Source organism: Streptomyces sp. NPDC043427, from assembly GCF_056436655.1.
Map to the genome: position 1 here is coordinate 1 of NZ_JBWKCC010000039.1, position 19,851 is coordinate 19,851.

Below are 19,851 nucleotides of genomic sequence, written 5' to 3' on the forward strand. Positions count from 1 at the left end.
CCCCCTCCCCCCCCCCCCCCCCCCCCCCCCCCCCCCCCCCCCCCCCCCCCCCCCCCCCCCCCCCCCCCCCCCCCCCCCCCCCCCCCCCCCCCCCCAGCACCATCTCAGCCAGCCGGAACGGTCAGCCGCACAACCCCGTCCGGCCCGGCCACCAACACTGGCGTCTCCGGCCCCCCAAGATCCCGCACAGCTGCCCGGTCCGCCTCGGACGCGGCCTCCGCCTCCGTCACGACCGCCGCCGCCTCCAGCGACTTCGCCCCGGAGGCCACGGCCATCGCCACCGCCGTCTGCAGCGCACTCAGCTTCAGCGATTCCAGGGCGACGGTGCCAGCCACATACGTACGTCCCGTCTCGTCCCGCACGGCGGCGCCCTCCGGCACACCGTTGCGGGCCCGGGCCGAGCGGGCCAGGGTGACGATCTTGCGGTCCTCGGGGTCGAGCGCACTGGTGTCGGTCATGACCTGAGCATACGAAGAAGCCCGGCCGCCCCCGCTCACACCCCCGGCGGCTTGGGGAACCCCTGCGGCCACACCTGGGCGCCGCCCGCCGTCGCACCGCCGTCCACCGCGATCTCCGTGCCCGTCTGGTACGGGAAGGCGTCGGACGCCAGCGCCAGCACCGCGCCGGCGATGTCATCGGCCGTGGCCATCCGCCGTAGACCAGGGACGTTCAACGGCCCCCACGCCTTCTTGAAGGCCTCCCAGTCCGCGTCCTCGACCCCCGCGGGCCGCACCAGCGGGGTGTCGGTGGTGCCGGGCCGGATCGCGTTGATCCGGATGCCCTGGTCGCCGTAGTCCATGGCGGCCGCCCGGACGATCCCCTCGACGCCCCGCTTGCCGGCCGCGTACGCCGCGTGCCCGGGGCGGACCCGTTCGGCGCCCGCCGACGAGGTGCACACGATCACTCCCCCGCCACGCCGCAGCAGATGCGGGATCTCGTACTTCACCGCGAGGAACACCCCGCGCTCGTTGGTGGCGAGCAGGTCGTCCCACTCGGCGACGCTCATCTCGTGGACCTTCCTGGAGATCTCGATCCCGGCGTTGTTGAAGGCGATGTCGAGCCCGCCGTACCGGCCCGCGACCCCGTCGACGAAGGCCTCGACCTGTTCCGCCGCACGGACGTCCGCGTGCAGGTAGAGGGCCTCGCCGCCCGCGCTCCGGATCTCCCGCTCGACCTCGCGGCCCAGCTCACGGCGGCGCCCGCAGAAGCCGACCTTGGCGCCCTCGGCGGCGAAGGCCCTCGCGGTGGCGCGGCCGATGCCCGAGGTGGCACCGGTGATGGCGACGACCTTCCCGGCGAAACGGCCACCGCCCCGCTCGGCGGCGCCCGCCCGGGGAGCCGAGGCGACCCCCACAGCGGCGGCGAGCGCTCCCGAGAGCGCGGTACGACGGTTGAACGAGGTTACGGACACGGCGGAACTCCTCCGGCATGAAGCAACGATCGGTACGCCCCCGACTCTCCGACGCCGGGGCGGGGCCGGGCATCTGTCACTTCGACCGGTGTCGGCCAGTGCCGCAACACCGCACGGGCAAACGGTGCCTGCCGGGGCACTAGCCTCAAGGCGTGGGAAAGACACGGACGTTGTACGGCCGGGAGGCTGAACAGGCCCTGATACGGGGTCTCCTGGCCGATGCGGCGGCAGGGCGCGGACGGGTGCTGCTGGTGCTCGGGGAGGCCGGGATCGGCAAGACCGCGCTCCTCGACGACGCGGTGGCCCATGCCGGACGGGAGGGCCGGGGCACGGCGGTGCTGCGGTGCGCGGGCGTCGAATCGGAGGGTGCCCCGGCCTTCTGCGGGCTGCTGTCGCTGCTGGCCGGGGTGCTGGACCGGCTGGAGGCGCTGCCGCAGTTCCAGCGGGCCGCGCTGGAGGGGGCGCTGGGGCTCGCGCCGGCCGCCGACGTGGGTGAACTGTCGGTGCGTACGGCCCTGCTGTCGCTGCTGCGGCTGCTCACCTCCGACGGGCCGGTGCTGCTCGCCGTCGACGACCTGCAGTGGCTGGATCCTCCTACACGGGCGGCGATCCTGTTCGCGGCCCGCCGCCCGTTGCCGCGACTGGCCGTGATGCTCGCTTCGCGCACCGGGCCCGACCTGGACCGGGCCGTACACGACCTGCCCGCCCTGGACCTGGCGGGCCTCGCGCCGGAGGCCGCCCGGGCGCTGCTCGCCGCACGCGGGGTGCGGGACATGGACACGGCCCCGCTGCTGGCCGCCGCCGAGGGCAACCCGCTCGCGTTGGCCGAACTGCCGGTGCCGGACGGGACGTCGACCGGTCCGCCCCTCGCTGCCCGGCTGCGAGAGGCGTTCACCCACCGGGCTCGCGCCCTGCCCGCCGAGACCCGGACGCTGCTGCTGGTGGCGGCCGCCGAGGAGCGGGGCCGTACGGACGCGGTGCTGACGGCAGCGGCCCGGCTGGGCGCCGGCGAGGAGGCGTTGGCCGCCGCCGAGCGTGCCGCACTGCTGGAGGTCACCGGCTCCGCCGTCCGCTTCCGTCACCCCCTCGTCCGTACGGCGGTCTACGCGGACGCCCCGTTCCCGGACCGGGCCCGCGCCCACCTCGCCCTCGCCGAGACGCAGACGGGGCACGACGCCCTGTGGCACCGGGCGCTGGCCCGCACGGGCCCCGACGAGGAACTGGCCGCCGCGCTGGAGCGGTACGCGGACGCCATCGCCGGGCGGGGCGGACTGGCCGCAGTGGCGTCGGTCCTCACCCGCGCGGCGGAGCTCGGCACGAACCCCGAGGCCCGGGCCCGGCGCCTGGCCGCGGCAGCACACGCCGCGTGGAAATCGGGCCACCCTGACACGGCCGGGTGCCTGGCGGCCCGCGCGGCGGCCCAGTGCCCTGAGAGGGGCGCCGGAGCCCTCGAACTCACCCGGCTCAAAGGCCTGATCGCCCACTCCGGCGGCGACCAGGAGGACGCCTTCCGGAAGCTGACCGAGGCCGCCGAGGCGCACGCCCCGTACCGTCCTCAGGCCGCGGCCGCCCTGCTCTTCATGGCCTGCGACGCCGCCGAGCACACGGGCCGCCACGAGGACCTGCGTCGAGCCGCGCTGGGCATCGGCGAGTTGGAGGTGGAGCCGCGTTACCGGACGTACGGGCGCCTGCTGGCGGCGGCGTACGACGCGAGCCCGCTCTCCCCGGAAGACCCCTGGTCGATCCTCCGGGCCGCCCCCGACGACCTCGGCACCAGCCGGGTCCACCGCTGGCTGTGGCCCCTGGCGATCACGCGGGACGGGCCCGACGCGCCCCGGGTCCGCGACTTCGCCGAGACCGCGTGCGAGCGGATGACGGAGGCGGGCAGCGCCGCGCTGCTCCCCCGGCCGCTGCTGTGGCTGGCCGACCTGGAGTGCCGTACCGGACGGCTGACGGAGGCCGCCGCGCACGCCGAGGAGGCGCTGCGGCTCGCCCGGGACCTCGCGCACCCGGTACCGGCCGCCGACGCCCTGGCTCTGCTGGCCCGCGTCGCCGCCCTGCACGGCGACGAGTCCCGCTGCCGTGCGTATGCCGAGGAGGCGTCCGCCACGGCGCTGCCGCTGCACAACCGTGCGGCGGCCGCCGAGGCAGCGTGGGCCGAGGCGCTGCTCGCGCTCGCCCGCGGTGACCACTCCGAGGTGTGCGAGCGGCTGCTGCCCGTGCACACCCCGGGCTCGGCCCGCGCGCACCGCCGCATCGCCCGCCTGAGCGCCGCCGACCTGGCGTGGGCGCTGCTGTCCGGCGGCGACCGGGCCGCGGCCGTCACGACGGCCAAGCACGCCACAGCCTGGGCCGAGCACAGCGGCCTGCCGTGGGCCCGCGCCCAGTCCGCCCTGTGCCGGCTGATGACGGCCGCGGAGGGCACGGACCCGCGCGACCTGCACGGCCACTGGGCCGCCGCGGACCGCGGTTTCGCCGACCAGCCGTTCTGGCGGGCCCGGGCCGCGCTCGCGTACGGGGAGCGGCTGCGCCGGGACCGGCAGGCGGTGGCCGCACGGGAGTCGCTGCGGCTCGCGGTCGACCTGTTCGACGGGATCGGCACGCCGGTGTGGCGGGATCGCGCCCGGGGCGAGCTGCGGGCCTCGGGCGGTTCCGCGCGCCGCGGCCACGGGGACGCGGCGGTCCGCCTCACGCCACAGGAACTGCGGGTGGCCCGGCTCGCCGCGCGGGGCCTGTCGAACCGGGAGATCGGCGCCCGCCTCAGCATGAGCCCGCGCACCGCCGGCTACCACCTCTACAAGGTCTTCCCCAAGCTGGGCGTCACGGGCCGGGCCGAGCTGCGCGACCTGGAGCTGTGAGGGTGCTCAGGGCCGGTCGAGGCGCAGGCGGTCGGCTCGTGGCAGGCCCGCCACCACCAGGTCGTAGGAGTCCTCGATCAGCTCCCTGACCATCTGGTCGGGGAGTCCGCCGTCCACCGTCACCGTGTTCCAGTGGCGCTTGTTCATGTGGTAGCCGGGGGCGATCAGGCCCGGGTGGTCGGTGCGCAGACGGACCGCGTCCTCGGGGTCGCACTTGAGGTTGACCTTGAGGGGCCGCTCGTCCGTCCAGCTCAGTGCGAACATCTTGCCCCGGACCTTGAACACCGAGATCTCCGGCCGGAAGGGAAAGTCCTCCGTCGCCGCGTTGAAGGACAGGCAGAAGGCGCGCAGGTCCTCAGGGGTCACTCGGGTTTCGCCTCCTCCTGGTCCGGCCGCTCGACCTTGCCGTCCGGCTCGACCAGGACCGTCACGATCTTGTTGCGGCGGCCGGCCGCGGCCTCCGCGGTCAGCCGCAGTCGGCGCCCGTCGGGAAGGTCGACGTGCGAGGACGCCCCGGCGATGGGGACACGGCCCAGGGCCTTCGCGAGGAGTCCACCGACGGTTTCCACGTCCTCGTCGTCGAACTCCTCCAGGCCGTACAGCTCGCCGAGGTCGGTGATGTCGAGGCGGGCGGTGACGCGGAAGCGGTCCTCGCTGAGGTCCTCGACGGGCGGGAGCTCACGGTCGTACTCGTCGGTGATCTCGCCGACGATCTCCTCGAGGATGTCCTCGATGGTGACGATGCCGGCGGTGCCGCCGTACTCGTCGATGACGACGGCGACGTGGTTGCGCTGCTGCTGCATCTCGCGCAGCAGGTCGCCCGCGTTCTTGGTGTCGGGCACGAAGGCGGCGGGCCGCATGGCCGTGGAGACGAGTTCGCTCTCCGCGTCGCGGCTGATGTGGGTCTTGCGGACCAGGTCCTTCAGGTACACGATCCCGACGATGTCGTCCTCGCTCTCCCCGGTGACGGGGATGCGCGAGAAGCCGGAGCGCAGGGCGAGGGTGAGGGCCTGACGGATCGTCTTGTAGCGCTCGATGACGACGAGGTCGGTGCGCGGGACCATGACCTCCCGTACGAGTGTGTCGCCCAGCTCGAAGACGGAGTGCACCATGCGGCGCTCCTCGTCCTCGATGAGGGACTCCTTCTCGGCGAGGTCGACCAGCGCACGCAGCTCCGCCTCGGAGGCGAACGGGCCGCGACGGAAGCCCTTGCCGGGGGTGAGCGCGTTGCCGATGAGGATCAGCAGCGGCGGGATGGGGCCCATGATCCTGGCGAGCGGCAGCAGGACGTACGCGGCCGCCGTCGCGGTGTTCAGCGGGTGTTGACGGCCGATGGTGCGCGGGGAGACCCCGACGGCGACGTACGACACCAGGACCATGACGCCGATCGCGACGAGGAGGGCCTCTGCGGTGCCGTCGAACTCCCTCAGACAGCCGTACGTGATCAGCGCGGCGGCGGCCATCTCGCAGGCCACGCGCACCAGCAGCGCCACGTTGAGGTAGCGGGTGGGGTCGGCGGCGACCTGGATCAGCTTGGCGCTGCCGCGCCGCCCGGACTTCACGGCCTCCTCGGCGCGGAAGCTGGAGACGCGCGCGAGGCCCGCCTCCGCGCAGGCGGCGAGCCAGGCGACGACGACCAGGGCGATCGCGCCGGTGACGAGGGCGAGGCTCATGACACGGTCGGGGCCGGGGACGGGCCGGTCAGGCCCTTCTCCGCACGCCAGCCGTCCACGATGGCCGCCTGCAGGCCGAACATCTCGGCCTTCTCGTCCGGTTCCTCGTGGTCGTAGCCGAGCAGGTGCAACACGCCGTGGACGGTGAGCAGCTGGAGCTCCTCGTCCATGGAGTGCTGCGTCTCCGCCTCGGCGCCCTGCTTGGCGGCCACCTCGGGACACAGCACGATGTCACCGAGGAGGCCCTGCGGGGGCTCGTCGTCGTCCTTCGACGGCGGACGCAGCTCGTCCATCGGGAAGGACATGACGTCGGTGGGCCCCGGCAGGTCCATCCACTGGATGTGCAGCTGCTCCATGGCGCCTTCGTCCACGACGATCACCGAGAGCTCGGAGAGCGGGTGGATGCGCATCCGTGCGAGCGCGTAGCGGGCGATGTCGAGGATCGCCTGCTCGTCGACCTCGGTTCCGGACTCGTTGTTGACGTCGATCGACATGGTGCGGTTTCTGTCTACTTCCCCTTGTGCCCGGACTGCCTGCCCCGGCCACCCTTGTGGGTGCCGTTCTCGGTGCCGTGCGTGGTGTCGTACTTCTCGTACGCGTCGACGATACGGCCGACGAGCTTGTGCCGTACGACGTCGTGGGACGTAAGGCGTGAGAAGTGGACGTCGTCCAGGCCTTCCAGGATCTCCTGCACCTGGCGCAGACCGGACTTGGTGCCGGTGGGGAGGTCGACCTGCGTCACGTCACCCGTGATCACGATCTTCGAGTCGAAGCCGAGCCGGGTGAGGAACATCTTCATCTGCTCGGGGCTCGTGTTCTGGGCCTCGTCCAGGATGATGAAGGCGTCGTTGAGCGTACGGCCACGCATGTACGCCAGTGGTGCGACCTCGATCGTTCCGGCGGCCATGAGGCGTGGGATCGAGTCGGGGTCGAGCATGTCGTGCAGCGCGTCGTACAGCGGGCGCAGGTAGGGGTCGATCTTCTCGTAGAGCGTGCCGGGCAGGAAGCCCAGGCGCTCCCCCGCCTCCACCGCCGGGCGGGTCAGGATGATGCGGTTGACCTGCTTGGACTGCAGGGCCTGCACCGCCTTGGCCATGGCGAGGTAGGTCTTGCCGGTACCGGCGGGGCCGATGCCGAAGACGATCGTGTGCTTGTCGATCGCGTCGACGTACCGCTTCTGGTTGAGGGTCTTGGGCCGGATGGTGCGGCCCCGCGAGGACAGGATGTTCTGCGTCAGTACCTCGGCCGGGGTCTCCTGGCCGTCGCTCTCCCCGTTCTCGCTCGCCCTGAGCATGGCGATCGAGCGTTCCACTGCGTCCTCCGTCATCGGCTGCCCGGTGCGGAGCACCAGCATCATCTCGTCGAACAGGCGCTGGATGAGGGCCACTTCAGCAGGGGCGCCGACCGCGCTGATCTCATTGCCCCGGACGTGGATGTCGGCCGCCGGGAAGGCCTTCTCGATCACGCGCAGAAGAGAGTCACCGGACCCCAGGACGGTCACCATGGGGTGCTGGGCGGGGACGGTGAACTGTGCTCTCGCCTGCCCCTGCGCGGGAGTGTGAGCTGTGGGTGTCTGAGTCATGGGCCGGCGCTGAAGGCCTGCGGTTCCTCCTCATCACGGCCGCGTAGCTGAGAGCGGCCTCGCGGTATCCAGAGTACGACGGTCCACTGACAACACCGTAGGGCTTTTCGGTGCCGATCCCTGTCACGGCCGCAAGCCTCACGCCGACCTGCGGAACCCGATCGTCGGCACCGCCCTGCGCAGCGGCCACGGCCGTACCGCCCCCTCGGGGACGAGGTCCGCCAGGAACGCGTACCGGCGCAGTGCGGTCGGGTCCTGGCCCTCGACCGACTGCACCCTGCTCCACCAGGCGGCGACCTCCGCCCACCCCGGTGCCGAGAGGGACCCCCCGAACTCCTGGACCGACAGGGCGGCGGTCAGGCCGGCGAAGGCGAGGCGGTCGGCCAGCGGCCAGTCGGCGAGTGTGCCGGTGACGAAGCCGGCCACGAAGACGTCGCCCGCGCCGGTCGGGTCGAGTGCCTCGACGGCGATCGCGGGGACCTCGGCCGTCTCCCCGGTCCGCCGGTCCACCGCGTACGCGCCCTCCGCACCGAGGGTGACGACGGCGAGCGGCACGTGCTCGGTGAGGGCGTGCGCGGCGGCCCGCGGGCAGGTAGCGCCCGTGTACCGCATGGCCTCCGCCGCGTTCGGCAGGAACGCCTCGCAGTGTTCGAGGTCGGCGAGACCCGCCAGGTCCCACGCCCCGGTGTCGTCCCAGCCGACGTCGGCGAAGACGCGGGTGCCGTGGTACGCGGCCTGGGCGATCCAGGGCGCCCGCTTGCCGGGGGTGAGGGAGGCGACGGCTGCGCGGGCGCGGGGCGGGTCCTCGGGGGCGGGCCCCTCGGGCGGCGGTTCGTGGCCGTGGGAGACCATGGTGCGCTCGCCCTCGTAGGCCATGGACACGGTGACCGGGGAGTGCCAGCCGGGGACCGTGCGGGACGGGGAGAGGTCGATGCCCTCGCCCTGCGCGAGCGCGTCCCAGCAGTAGTCGCCGTAGTGGTCGTCGCCGAAGGTGGCCGCGAGCGACGTGCGCAGGCCCAGGCGGGCCAGGGCGGTGGCCATGTTGGCGACGCCGCCGGGGCTCGACCCCATCCCGCGCGCCCAGGACTCGGTCCCGCGCACCGGGGCGGAGTCGAGCCCGGTGAAGATGATGTCGAGGAAGACGGTGCCGGTGAGATAGACGTCCCAGGGCGGGTCGTCCGGTGTGCGCAGGGCGACCAGGGGGTCGACCTGGGGCTGCTTACGGGGGTCCTCTCCGGCGGACGGGGTCACGATGCGCTCCCTGACGATGGTGCGGATCCAGCCAGTCTGCACCAGACGACCGACGGCGGGGTGGCAGTGGTGGCAGTCCCGCCTCTTCCGCCCCTTCGCGTCAGGCGGCCGCCGGTCCCGGACGGGCCGTTCGCGCCGCACCCGGTGTCGCCCGGGGTTCCGGTGTCACCGGGGCCTTCGCCGGCTTCGTACGGACGCGGTCGTTACGGCCGCCGCCGCGGGCCGGCAGGACGCTGAGCGCGGCGAGGAAGACAACGACGGTGAGGCCGACCAGGCCGCCCTTGGTGGAGCCGGTGGCGTCCTCGATGAGGCCGAAGGCGGTGGGGGTGACGACCCGCCGAGGTTGCCGATGGAGTTGACGAGCGCGATGCCGGGGCGGCGGCGCGGGCGTCGAGGTAGCTCTGCGGGATGGTCCAGAAGATCGGGGAGGCCGGTTCGAAGCCCATCGCGGCCAGGCACAGCGCGCCCACCCCCGCCCACGGCGACACGAACACGGCGAGCAGGGTGCCGCAGCCGTCGAGGACCAGCAGGGCGATCAGGATCGGGCGGCGCTTGCCGACGCGGTCGGAGACGCGGCCGCTGACGTGGACCGCGGCGATCGCGCACAGCCACGGCACCGAGGTGAGCAGGCCCACCTGGAAGGAGCTGAGCCCGCCGCCGTCCACGATCGACGGCAACCGTGCGTTTCGAGGAGCGCGCCGGAGACGGGGCCGACGATCACCGTGGCGGTACCGATCGATGGTTGCGGCCCCGAGGGGGTGCCAGCGGCCCGGCGCTCACCAGCGCGGCACGGTCGGTGTGACCCACTCGGGGTCGGCGATCCGCATCGCTGCCGCGTCGTCGCGGTCGCGCAGGGAGCCGTCGTCGTCGAGCCAGCGCTGGTGAAGGAACGCCAGGCGGGAACGGTCGAGTTCGACGCCGAGGCCGGGGGCGTCGGAGACGCGGACCTTGCCGTCTTCGAACGTCAGCCGCTGGGTGAGGACGTCCTCCGACTGCCAGGGGTAGTGGGAGTCGCAGGCGTGGTGGAGGTCGGGGACGGTGGACGCCACGTGGGTCATGGCGGCCAGGGAGATCCCGAGGTGGGTGTTGGAGTGCATGGAGATGCCGACGCCGAAGGTGCGGCAGATGGCGGCCAGCTGCTGGGTGTTGCGCAGGCCGCCCCAGTAGTGGTGGTCGGAGAGGACGACCTGGACGGCGTCGCGTGTGAAGGCCTCCTTGATCTCGGCGAAGGTCGTCACGCACATGTTGGTGGCGAGGGGTACGTCGGTGTGGGCGGCGACCTCGGCCATGGCGGGGGTGCCGAGGGCGGGGTCCTCCAGGTATTCGAGGACATCGCCGAGTTCCTTGGCCACTGTCAGTGAAGTTTCCACGGACCAGGCGCCGTTGGGGTCGAGGCGCAGGGGGTGGCCGGGGAAGGCCTCGGCGAGGGCGCGGATCGCGGCGATCTCCTTCTCGGGCGGGAAGACGCCGCCCTTGAGCTTGAAGGAGGTGAAGCCGTAGCGCTCGGTGAACCTGCGGGCCTGCTCGACGACTCCGGCGGGGTCGACGGCGGCACCCCAGTCGTCCTTCTCGGACTCCACGCTCTCGGGGTGGTCGGCCCACTTGTAGAACAGGTACGCGCTGTACTCGACGGCGTCGCGCACCTTGCCGCCGAGCAGGGCGTGCACGGGCAGGCCGAGGGCCTTGCCGAGGGCGTCGAGGCAGGCGACCTCGAAGGCGGAGATGACGGACAGCCGCAGCTTGTCGGCGGTCTGGACGCCGCGCAGTCCGCCGACGTCGACCTGGCCGGAGACGCGGGAGTTGTCCACGGCCACCTCCTCGGCGACGACGAACAGCCCGTTGAGGTCGCTGACCTGCCGGCCGACGAGTTTGTCGGCGAACGGCCGGGCCAGCTCCAGGTACTTGGTGTCGCCGTAGGTCTCCCCCACGCCCGTGGTCCCGTCGGCCGTCACGACCTCCACGATGAGGCGGGGGGTGTACGGCTGGTGCACGCCCTGCGTGTTCAGCAGGGGCGGGTCGGCGACCAGGATCGGCGTCAGCCGGACCTCGGCGATGGTCAGGTCGCGGGTCACAGGGCGGCTCCTACGAGGTCGAGTCCGGCGGTCAGCAGAGTCTTGAGGTCGGCGAGGTCGGTTGCCGAGGGGTCAGTGAGCGGGGCGCGCACCGGGCCCACCGGGCGGCCGCGCAGGCGGGCCGCCGCCTTCACCAACGACACGGCGTACCCGGGCATCCGGTCGCGGAGTTCGACGAGCGGGACGTAGAAGTCGCGCAGCAGCCGGTCGGTGGTCTTGTCGTCGCCCGTGTGCAGGGCGGTGAAGAAGGCGTTGGCGATCTCGGGGGCGAAGGCGTGCACGGCGGAGGAGTAGGCGGGGACGCCGACGGTGGCGTAGGCGCGGGCCTGGATCTCTGCGGTGGCGGCGCCGTTGAAGAAGAGGAAGTCCTCGGGGGCGGCGAGGGTGAGGCGCTGGAGGCGGTCGAGGTCGCTGTGGCCGTCCTTGAGGCCGATGACGTTCGGGATCTCGGTGATCCGGCTGAACGCCTTCACGCCGAAGGCGACCTGGCCGCGCTGGTAGGCGATGAGCGGCAGCCGGGTGCGGGCGGCGATGTGCTCCAGCTGAGCGACGAGGCCGTCCTGCGGGGCGGCGACGAGGTAGTGCGGCAGGACGAGGAGGGCGTCGGCGCCGGCATCCTCGGCGATGCGCGCGAAGCGGGCGGCCTGGGCCCAGCCGTAGCCGACGCCGGCGACGACGGGCACCCGGCCGGCCGACTCCTCGACGGCGATGGTGACGACCCGGCGGTACTCGTCCTCGTCGAGGGAGAAGAACTCGCCGGTGCCGCAGGCGGGGAAGACGGCGCCGGGGGCGGTGGCGATCTGGGCGGCGACATGGGTGCGGAAGCCGTCGGCGTCGAGTGAGCCGTCGGCGTGGAAGCTCGTCAGCGGGAACGACAGCACGCCGCCCGCCATGCCGTCCCGCAACCGCCGGGCCGTGTCCGGGTCGAGGGTCACCCTCGCTCATCTCCCTATGTAGACGTCATCTACGTATGAGGATGGAGGTTAGATACACGAACACCGGCCGTCAATGGGCGCGCCCGCGCCTCTACGATCGGCACATGTCGGAGACAGGAGGCGTCCGTGAGGTGAAGTCGGCGGCGCGCACGGTCGCGCTGCTGGAACTGCTCGCGGCGCGCGGCGACCGCCCGGCGCGGCTGCAGGAGCTGGCGGACGAGCTGGGCGTGCCGCGCAGCTCGATGTACGCGCTGCTGCAGACCCTGATCTCGCGCGGCTGGGTCCGCACCGACGTCACCGGCTCCCTCTACGGCATCGGCATTCACGCCCTGCTGACCGGCACCAGCTACCTCGACTCCGACCCGCGCGTACGGCTGGTGCGCCCCTATCTCGACGAGGCGTCCCAGGCGCTGGGCGAGACCATCCACCTGGGGCGGCTCGACGGGCGGAACGTGACATATCTGGCGACACGGGAGTCGCACGAGTACCTGCGGACCATCAGCCGGGTGGGGCGCAGGCTTCCGGCCCACGCGGGCGCGCTGGGCAAGGCGCTGCTGGCGGAGCACCCGGACGAGGAGCTGCCCGAGGAGCCGTACGAGGCGCTGACCCCGAACACCCACACCGCCCGCGCGCCCCTGACGGCTGACCTCGCGGCCGTACGGGCCCGTGGCTACTCCGTGGACCGCGAGGAGGGCGTCCTCGGCATCGTCGGCTTCGGGTTCGCGCTGCGCTACGACACTCCCGCGCAGGACGCCGTCAGTTGCTCGGTGCCGGTGGCCCGGCTGACGCCGGAGCACGAGGAGCGGATCGTCGCGGTGATGCGGGAGATCCGGGCGAAGATCGAGGCGGCGGCGCCGGGGGCGGGCGGGGCCGTGAACTGGCGCTAGGAAGCGCCCAGTTCACATGACAGGGGCCACTTCTACTACCCGGTCCCTCCCGCCCCAAACGTAAAGTGATCCACATCACCAGGCCCGGGTTTCTTTCCCGAACCATGTGCTTGATACAAATTGGCCGCGCGTTCCCGTCCATCGACGGCCGTCGCCATCCCCCCTCTTCTTGAGCCGCTTTCGCATGCCCTGGGAACGCCCGTGTTCGCCCCCCGCACCACCCCCTGGCCCCTCGTCGCCCTTTTCACGGCCGGGTACCTCGCCCCGTATCTGCTCCCGACAGTCGTCGGACGGCTGGACGCGGGACTTCCCCTGTCGGCCACCCAGGCCGGTGCCGTCGGCAGCGCGCTGCTGCTGAGTTCGGCCTCCGCCGGGTTCGTACTGGCCTCCCGCGTCGAGCGGATCGGGGCCCGCACCCTCGCCCGCGTCGGTCTGCTCCTCGCCGTCCTCGGATACGGCGGGGCCGCCCTCACCGGCAACGTCCCGGCCGTCGTCGCCGGTGCCATGGTCGGCGGCTTCGGGTCGGGTACGGCCACGACGGTCGCCGCGACCCGCATAGCCGCCCAGCGCGACCCGCACCGGGCCTCCACGCTGGGGCTGCTCGCGGTGTCCGCGCTCGCGGGCACCGTCTATCTGACGGTCCCCCACCTCGGGGCCGGACATGGGCAGCCCCTCGCCGCGATCGCGCTCACCTCGCTCGCCGTCTGGCCGCTGACGGGCGGTCTCCCCGGCCGCACGGCCGCGCCGCACGCCCGCCGCCGGCGCGAACGCCTCCCCCACCTGCGCTCCGGGCTGCTCCTGGCCGCCGCCATGCCGTGCTGGTCCCTCGCCCAGAACTCCCTGTGGGGCGTCAGCGGCCGGATAGGGCTCACGCAGGCGCACCTCACCGAGGCGACCGTCGGGGTGGTGTTCGCCGTGGCCCTGGGGGCCGGGCTGCTCGGTGTCCTCGGCGCGGGCGCGATGGGAGCGCGGTTCGGGCGGGCGCTGCCCATCGGGGGCGGTACGACCCTCATCGCCGGGTGCATCGTCGCCAGCGCGTCCGCGACCGGCCTGGCGAGCTTCGCGGCGGGCGAGATCGCCTGGAACGCCCTCTACCCGGTCGTCCTGTCGTACCTCATCGGCCTCGCCGCCTCGCTCGATGCGCGCGGCCGCTGGGCGGTGCTCGTCGGCTCCGCGTCCTCGCTGGGCACGGCGGCGGGGCCGCTGACCGGGAGCGTGTTGTCCGCGCAGGCCGGGTTCCCGGTGATGGGCGCGGTCCTCGCCGTCGGCCTGCTGGTCGTCGCCGTGCCCATGACCGCCGTCGCCCTCCACACCGGCGGACGCCCGCTGCTGCCCGGCACGGTCCGACGCCGCGGCGGCACCCCGGCCGCCGTGGTCGCCGCGGCCCCGGGCACCCCCACGGGCACGGTGCCACGGATCGGCGCGCCGGAGCAGCCGGTCGTCGAGATCCACGTCGAGCCGCCGGCCGTCGCCGCCCAGGGCGCCTACGACACGGCGGGCCCCCGACGGGCGGGTGCCGGGCCGAGCTAGGCATCCACCAGAGGTGGCCGGAGATCAGGAGAACTCGTACGCCTCCACCTCGGCCAGGTAGCGCGCCCGGCGTTCCTCGTCATGCTCCAGGAAGGAGGCGAGGAAGGAGTTGCGGGCCAGCTCGCGCAGCCGGTCCTCGCCCAGGCCCAGCGCCTGCCGTACGGCGTGGAAGTTGTCGTCGACGTAGCCGCCGAAGTAGGCCGGGTCGTCGGAGTTGACCGTGCAGACCAGGCCGGCGGCGAGCATGGCGGGCAGCGGGTGCTCGGCGAGGACGTCCACGGCCCGCAGCCGCACGTTGGACAGCGGGCACAGGGTGAGCGGGATCCGCTCCCGCACCAGCCGCGCGACGAGGGCGGGGTCCTCCATGCACCGCAGCCCGTGGTCGACGCGCTCGACGCCGAGCACGTCCAGGGCCTCGGTGATGTACTCCGGCGGCCCCTCCTCACCGGCGTGCGCCACGCGTCGCAGACCGAGGGCCGCGGCCGCCTCGTACACCTCGCGGAACTTCACGGGCGGGTGGCCGACCTCGGCCGAGTCGAGGCCGATGCCGGTGATCCGGTCGAGGTAGGGGCGGGCGGCCTGAAGGGTCTCCAGGGCCGACGCGGCGGACTCGTCGCGCAGGAAGCACAGGATCAGCTGGGTGGAGACCCCGTGGCCCGCCTCACTGGCACCGAGCGCGCGCCACAGCCCCTCGACGACCGTGCCCATCTCCACCCCGCGGGCGATGTGGGCCTGCGGGTCGAAGAAGATCTCCGCGTGCCGCACACCCTGCGCGGCGGCGCGGGCGAGGTAGGCGTTCGCGAGGTCCTCGAAGTCCCGCTCCGTGCGCAGGACCGCCATGAGCTCGTAGTACAGGTTCAGGAAGGACTGAAGGTCCTCGAACTGGTACGCCTTGCGCAGCTCTTCGGTGTCCGCGTACGGCAGCTCGACACCGTTGCGCGCGGCGAGCTCGAACGCCAGCTCCGGCTCCAGGGTGCCTTCGATGTGCAGGTGCAGTTCAGCTTTGGGGAGGGACATCCAGGCATGGTACGAGTGTTTTGACTGCGCTTCGTCATCGGCGCTTGGGGACCGGCACGCGCAGCAGATCGTGCGCCACGGTCAGCTCCCCCTCGAAGCCGGCGGCACGCGCCTGCCGTTCGAACTCGTCGGGCTCGGAGTAGCGCTGGCTGAAATGGGTCAGCACGAGATGCCGTACGCCGGCGTCCCGCGCCACGCGCGCCGCCTGACCGGCGGTCAGATGCCCGTGCTCGACGGCGAGTTCCACATCGTCGTCGAGGAAGGTGGACTCGATGACGAGCATGTCGCAGCCCTCGGCCAGCGCGTGTACGCCGTCACACAGCCGGGTGTCCATGACGAACGCGAACCGCTGCCCGCGCCGTACCTCGCTGACCTCTTCCAGCGTCACCCCGCCGACGGCGCCCTCCCGCTGGATGCGGCCGATGTCCGGCCCCTTGATCCCGCGCGCGGCGAGCCGCTCGGGCAGCATGCGGCGGCCGTCGGGTTCGACGAGCCGATAGCCGTACGACTCCACGGGGTGGGACAGCTTGCGGGCCTCCAGGGTGTAGCTCTGGGTCACGGCCATCACCCCGTCCGCGGCGACCGGCGCCTCGGCGAGCTCGACGCTCTCGCGGTAGGCGGTGGCGTACCGCAGCCGGTCGAAGAAGCGTTGGCCGGAGCGCGGGAAGTGGGCGGTGACCTGATGCGGGACCTTGTCGAGGTTGATGCGCTGGATGACCCCGGCGAGGCCCAGCGAGTGGTCGCCGTGGAAGTGCGTGACGCAGATCCGGTTCAGGTCGTGCGCGGCGACCCCGGCACGCAGCATCTGACGCTGCGTGCCCTCGCCCGGGTCGAACAGAATGCCGTCGCCGTCCCAGCGCAGCAGGTAGCCGTTGTGGTTGCGGTGCCGGGTCGGGACCTGGCTCGCGGTGCCGAGGACCACCAGTTCACGTACGGACACGACGCACTTACCCCGGGGGCCATTGCAGGCCACGACCACCCAGGACATGGGCGTGCGCGTGGAAGACGGTCTGCCCGGCGCCGCTGCCGGTGTTGAAGACGATCCGGTAGCTCTCCAGCTTCTCCTCGTCGGCGATCACCTGCGTCTCCCGCAGCAGGTCCGCGGCGAGCTCCGGCGCGCCGGCGGCGAGCGCCGCGGCGTCCGCGTAGTGCGCCTTCGGGATCACCAGCACATGCGTCGGCGCCTGCGGATTGATGTCCCTGAACGCGACGGTCGTCTCGGTCTCCCGCACGATCGTCGCCGGGACGGCCCCGGCCACGACCTTGCAGAACAGACAATCGTCCTGCGGCTCCCCTGCCATGCGGCCTCCTCACGCCGTTGATCGCCTACTGGTGCATGGTATCCATCCGCCCAGCCGCGGACAGTCGTGCCGCTGGGCGGCGCGGGCCTACGGCAGAACGGGTGGCACCTTTGCCGGGGTCTCCTCCAACGACGTCAACGCCAACCGGACCGCCTCGTCCAGCTGTACGTCCCTCCCGGCCCCCCAGTCCTGCGGCGCCTGCACCACCTCCACATCCGGATCCACCCCGTGGTTCTCCACCCCCCACTCATAACCCTCGAGCCAGAACGCGTACTTCGGCTGCGTCACCAACGTCCCGTCCACCAGCCGGTACCGGCTGTCGATCCCGACCACCCCGCCCCACGTCCGCGTCCCCACCACGGGCCCCAGCCCCAACGCCTTGATCGCCGCGTTCACGATGTCCCCGTCCGACCCGGAGAACTCGTTCGCCACGGCCACGACAGGCCCCCGCGGCGCGTCGCGCGGATAGCTCTCGGCCCGCATGCCGCGTGGCAGATCCCATCCCACGATGCGCCGTGCCAGCTTCTCGATCACCAGCTGGGACGTGTGTCCGCCCCGGTTCTCGCGGAGGTCGACGACGAGCCCCTCCCGTGCCACCTCCACCCGCAGGTCGCGGTGGATCTGCGCCCAGCCGGGCGCCTGCATGTCCGGCACGTGGAGATAGCCGAGCCGCCCACCGGACTTCTCGTGGACGTACGCCCGCCGGTCCGCGACCCACGCGTGGTACCGCAGCGATTCCTCGTCGGCGACCGGCACGACCACGGCGTGCCGCAGCTCGCCCCCGCCGGACGGTGACACCGTCAGCTCGATGGTCCGCCCCGCCGTGCCGACGAGCAGCGGTCCGGGCCCGGCCACCGGGTCCACCGGCACTCCGCCCACCGCGACGACCGCGTCCCCGGCCCGCACGGCGACGCCGGGTGCGGCGAGCGGGGAGCGGGCGTCGGGGTCGGAGGTCTCGGAGGGCAGGATGCGGTCGATGCGCCAGCTGCCGTCCTCGTGCCGGGAGATGTCGGCGCCGAGCAGGCCCTGGCGGGCCCCGTGGCCGTGTCCGCCGCGCGGAACGACGTACGCGTGCGAGGTGCCGAGCTCGCCCTGCACCTCCCAGAGGAGGTCCACGAGGTCGTCATGGGTGGCGACGCGCTCGACCACGGGCCGGTAGCGGTCGAGGACGGCGGCCCAGTCGACGCCGTTCATGTCGGGGTGCCAGAAGTGGTCCCGCATGATGCGGCCGGTCTCGTCGAACATCTGCCGCCACTCGGCCGCCGGGTCGACCGTCTGCCGGACGCGGCCGAGGTCGACGGTGATGTTCGAGTCGCTGTCGTCGTCGCCGGAGGCCCGCCGGTCGCTGGGTACGACCTTCAGCTTGCCGTCGGTCCACAGCAGCAGGCGTTTGCCGTCGCCGCTGACCTCGAAGTGGTCGGCGTCGGCGGCGAGGTGCTCCAGGCGCTGCTGGGCGAGGTCGTAGCGCTCCAGCTCGGTGTGGGGGTCCGGGTCGTCCGGGGTGGCCCGGGAGGCGCCGAGGACGCCCTGCACCGGGTGGCGCAGCCACAGCACGCCGTCCTTCGCCGCCCGCAGGTTGGTGTAGCGGGCGGCCTCGACGGGGAACGGCACGATCCGGTCGGCGAGGCCGTCGAGGTCGATGCGGGTGGCCGGGGTGCCCTCGCTGTCGGGTGTCTCGTCCTTGTCGGGGGCCTCGAAGGGCCGGCCGTGCCGCTGCGGCCCGAAGGGGGACGGGGTGGTCGCGGCGAGAGTGATCAGGTGGGGTCGGGTGCCGACGACGAACGCCAGGTCGAAGACGTGCTCGTCGTAGACGGGGTCGAAGGAGCGGCTCGACAGGAAGGCGAGGTGCTTGCCGTCGGGCGTGAACGCGGGGTCGTAGTCCTGGAAGCGCAGCGGGGTCGCCTCGGTGACCGACAGGTCGGTGGTGTTGGCGAGCTTGAGCTGGCTCAGGGGGCGGGGCCCGGGGTGCGACCATGCGAGCCAGGCCGAGTCGGGTGAGAAGACCAGGCCGGAGACGTCCCCGTCCTCGCTGCGATCGACCTCGCGGACCTCGCCGGTCTCCCGTTCGACGAGGAGGAGGCGTCCGTCATGGGCGGCGACGGCGGCGCGGCTGCCGTCGGGGGCCATGGCGAGCTCCAGGACCCGGCCGAGGCGCCCGGTGGCGAGACGGCGCGGGGTGGCGCCGGGGGCGAGCCCGGTGGCGGGCGCGAACTCCAGGGCGTCCTCGCCCTCGGCGTCCGTCACCCACACCACCCACTCCTCGCCGTCCGCGCGGAAGGTGCGGGGCGAGCGGGCCCGGACGCCGGGCTGGGCGGCGAGCGTACGGGTGGGGCCGGCGCGGTGGGTGACCCAGTGGACGGAGCCGCGCACGGAGACCGCGCTGCCGCGCGCGGTGTGGTCGGGGGCGGCGGACCCGAACCAGCGGGCGGCGTTCACCTGGAAGGGCCGCCGGTCGGTGCGCTGGCCGCCGAGCCGGATGTCGAGGCGGCGCGGCTCGGCGCCGTCGAGGTCGTCGAGGAGCCACAGTTCACCGGCGCTCGCGTACACCACCCGGGTCCCGTCGCCGGCCGCGTGCCGGGCGTAGAAACCGTCGAGTGGCGTGTGCCGGCGCAGGTCGGAGCCGTCGGCGAGGGAGGAGTACAGCGCGCCGGTGCCCTCGTGGTCGGAGAGGAAGGCGATACGGTCCCCCACCCATCCGGGGTATTCGAGGTTGCCGTCCAACTCCTCGTGCAGCCGCGTGAATACGCCGGTGTCCTCCCGGTCGATCCACAGCTTGCCCGCCGTACCGCCCCGGTAGCGCTTCCACCAGGCGGCCTCGCGGCCCATGAGCGCGGACAGCAGCACGGTGTGCGGGCCGTGGGCGACATCGCCGACGGGCCCGTACGGCAGGGTGGTGGCGGGGCCGCCGTCGAGCGGGAGGGCGCGGGCCCAGGTGCGGCGCATGCTGGCCTCGCCGTGGGCGGTGACCGCGAGGACCCGCCCGTCCGGGGTCCAGCCGCGCACCTGCGTCTTCGCGTTGCCCCAGTACGTCAGCCGGGTCGTGGGCCCGCCGTCGACGGGGGCGATGTGCACCTCGGGGGCGCCGTCGCGGGTCGAGGTCCAGGCGACGGTGGTGCCGTCGGGCGAGATGCGCGGATGGGTGACCGGCATGTTGTCGGCGCTGACCCGCCAGGCCCGCCCGCCGTCGAGGGGGGCGAGCCAGACGTCGTCCTCGGCGGTGAAGGCCACCAACCCGCCGTGCGGGTGCGGAAAGCGGAGATAAGCCGATGAGGCGGCGGATGCCGCGGTCGCGGACTGTGTCACACGGTCACCCTATGCAGCGCGGATGCGCGGG

Annotated in this window: 17 protein-coding genes; 3 read left to right on the plus strand and 14 right to left on the minus strand. The window is 73.2% G+C overall.

Annotated elements, in window-relative coordinates:
• Positions 1-104: 104 nt before the first annotated feature.
• Both AC067M_RS40405 and AC067M_RS40410 read right to left on the minus strand, forming a co-directional pair.
• The gene (locus tag AC067M_RS40405) at positions 105-458 is read right to left on the minus strand and encodes a cytidine deaminase (RefSeq protein ID WP_478701994.1); all 354 of its coding nucleotides are present in this window, start codon (positions 456-458) and stop codon (positions 105-107) included.
• A gap of 35 nt (positions 459-493) precedes the next feature.
• Positions 494-1,411 (minus strand): SDR family NAD(P)-dependent oxidoreductase, encoded by a 918-nt coding sequence (locus tag AC067M_RS40410; RefSeq protein WP_478701995.1) that lies wholly within the window; start codon positions 1,409-1,411, stop codon positions 494-496.
• 152 nt (positions 1,412-1,563) lie between these two features.
• Here AC067M_RS40410 and AC067M_RS40415 point away from each other — a divergent pair, with 152 nt between their 5' ends.
• A complete protein-coding gene (locus AC067M_RS40415; protein WP_478701996.1) occupies positions 1,564-4,269 on the plus strand; it encodes a helix-turn-helix transcriptional regulator in 2,706 nt (901 codons plus the stop codon).
• Between the two features lie 6 nt (positions 4,270-4,275).
• On the opposite strand, the gene AC067M_RS40420 is transcribed toward AC067M_RS40415, so the two are convergent.
• The 8 genes from AC067M_RS40420 to AC067M_RS40455 all read right to left on the minus strand — a co-directional run bounded on the left by AC067M_RS40420 (position 4,276) and on the right by AC067M_RS40455 (position 11,782).
• Complete coding sequence (locus AC067M_RS40420) at positions 4,276-4,635, minus strand: MmcQ/YjbR family DNA-binding protein (RefSeq protein WP_478701997.1); 360 nt, start codon at positions 4,633-4,635, stop codon at positions 4,276-4,278.
• Positions 4,632-5,942, minus strand: coding sequence for a hemolysin family protein (locus tag AC067M_RS40425; RefSeq protein ID WP_478701998.1), 1,311 nt, complete (start codon positions 5,940-5,942; stop codon positions 4,632-4,634). The genes AC067M_RS40420 and AC067M_RS40425 overlap by 4 nt, the downstream gene beginning before the upstream one ends.
• Positions 5,939-6,436 (minus strand): rRNA maturation RNase YbeY, encoded by a 498-nt coding sequence (gene ybeY / locus AC067M_RS40430; protein WP_133926373.1) that lies wholly within the window; start codon positions 6,434-6,436, stop codon positions 5,939-5,941. Before ybeY ends, AC067M_RS40425 begins: the two co-directional genes overlap by 4 nt.
• A gap of 14 nt (positions 6,437-6,450) precedes the next feature.
• Complete coding sequence (locus AC067M_RS40435; RefSeq protein ID WP_478701999.1) at positions 6,451-7,524, minus strand: PhoH family protein; 1,074 nt, start codon at positions 7,522-7,524, stop codon at positions 6,451-6,453.
• Positions 7,525-7,662: 138 nt separating this feature from the next.
• A complete protein-coding gene (locus AC067M_RS40440; protein WP_478702000.1) occupies positions 7,663-8,775 on the minus strand; it encodes a carbohydrate kinase family protein in 1,113 nt (370 codons plus the stop codon).
• Between the two features lie 203 nt (positions 8,776-8,978).
• Positions 8,979-9,452, minus strand: coding sequence for an MFS transporter (locus AC067M_RS40445; protein WP_478702001.1), 474 nt, complete (start codon positions 9,450-9,452; stop codon positions 8,979-8,981).
• A 99-nt stretch (positions 9,453-9,551) separates the two neighbouring features.
• Positions 9,552-10,847 carry a glucarate dehydratase family protein gene (locus AC067M_RS40450; protein WP_478702002.1) on the minus strand — a complete coding sequence of 432 codons (1,296 nt, stop codon included), beginning with the start codon at positions 10,845-10,847 and terminating at the stop codon, positions 9,552-9,554.
• Positions 10,844-11,782: a 5-dehydro-4-deoxyglucarate dehydratase gene (locus tag AC067M_RS40455; RefSeq protein ID WP_478702003.1), complete on the minus strand. Its 939-nt coding sequence runs from the start codon at positions 11,780-11,782 to the stop codon at positions 10,844-10,846. The genes AC067M_RS40450 and AC067M_RS40455 overlap by 4 nt, the downstream gene beginning before the upstream one ends.
• 104 nt (positions 11,783-11,886) lie before the next feature.
• On the opposite strand from AC067M_RS40455, the gene AC067M_RS40460 reads away from it, so the two are divergent.
• Both AC067M_RS40460 and AC067M_RS40465 read left to right on the plus strand, forming a co-directional pair.
• A complete protein-coding gene (locus tag AC067M_RS40460; protein ID WP_478702004.1) occupies positions 11,887-12,669 on the plus strand; it encodes an IclR family transcriptional regulator in 783 nt (260 codons plus the stop codon).
• A 201-nt stretch (positions 12,670-12,870) separates the two neighbouring features.
• Complete coding sequence (locus AC067M_RS40465; protein WP_478702005.1) at positions 12,871-14,199, plus strand: MFS transporter; 1,329 nt, start codon at positions 12,871-12,873, stop codon at positions 14,197-14,199.
• Positions 14,200-14,223: 24 nt separating this feature from the next.
• On the opposite strand, the gene AC067M_RS40470 is transcribed toward AC067M_RS40465, so the two are convergent.
• The 4 genes from AC067M_RS40470 to AC067M_RS40485 form a co-directional block, all read right to left on the minus strand.
• A complete protein-coding gene (locus tag AC067M_RS40470; RefSeq protein ID WP_478702006.1) occupies positions 14,224-15,216 on the minus strand; it encodes an adenosine deaminase in 993 nt (330 codons plus the stop codon).
• A gap of 34 nt (positions 15,217-15,250) precedes the next feature.
• Positions 15,251-16,156, minus strand: a complete 906-nt coding sequence (locus AC067M_RS40475; RefSeq protein ID WP_478702007.1) for a ribonuclease Z — start codon at positions 16,154-16,156, stop codon at positions 15,251-15,253.
• A gap of 7 nt (positions 16,157-16,163) precedes the next feature.
• A complete protein-coding gene (locus tag AC067M_RS40480) occupies positions 16,164-16,517 on the minus strand; it encodes an HIT domain-containing protein (RefSeq protein WP_478702008.1) in 354 nt (117 codons plus the stop codon).
• Positions 16,518-16,604: 87 nt separating this feature from the next.
• Positions 16,605-19,820: a S41 family peptidase gene (locus tag AC067M_RS40485; RefSeq protein WP_478702009.1), complete on the minus strand. Its 3,216-nt coding sequence runs from the start codon at positions 19,818-19,820 to the stop codon at positions 16,605-16,607.
• Positions 19,821-19,851 lie beyond the last annotated feature (31 nt).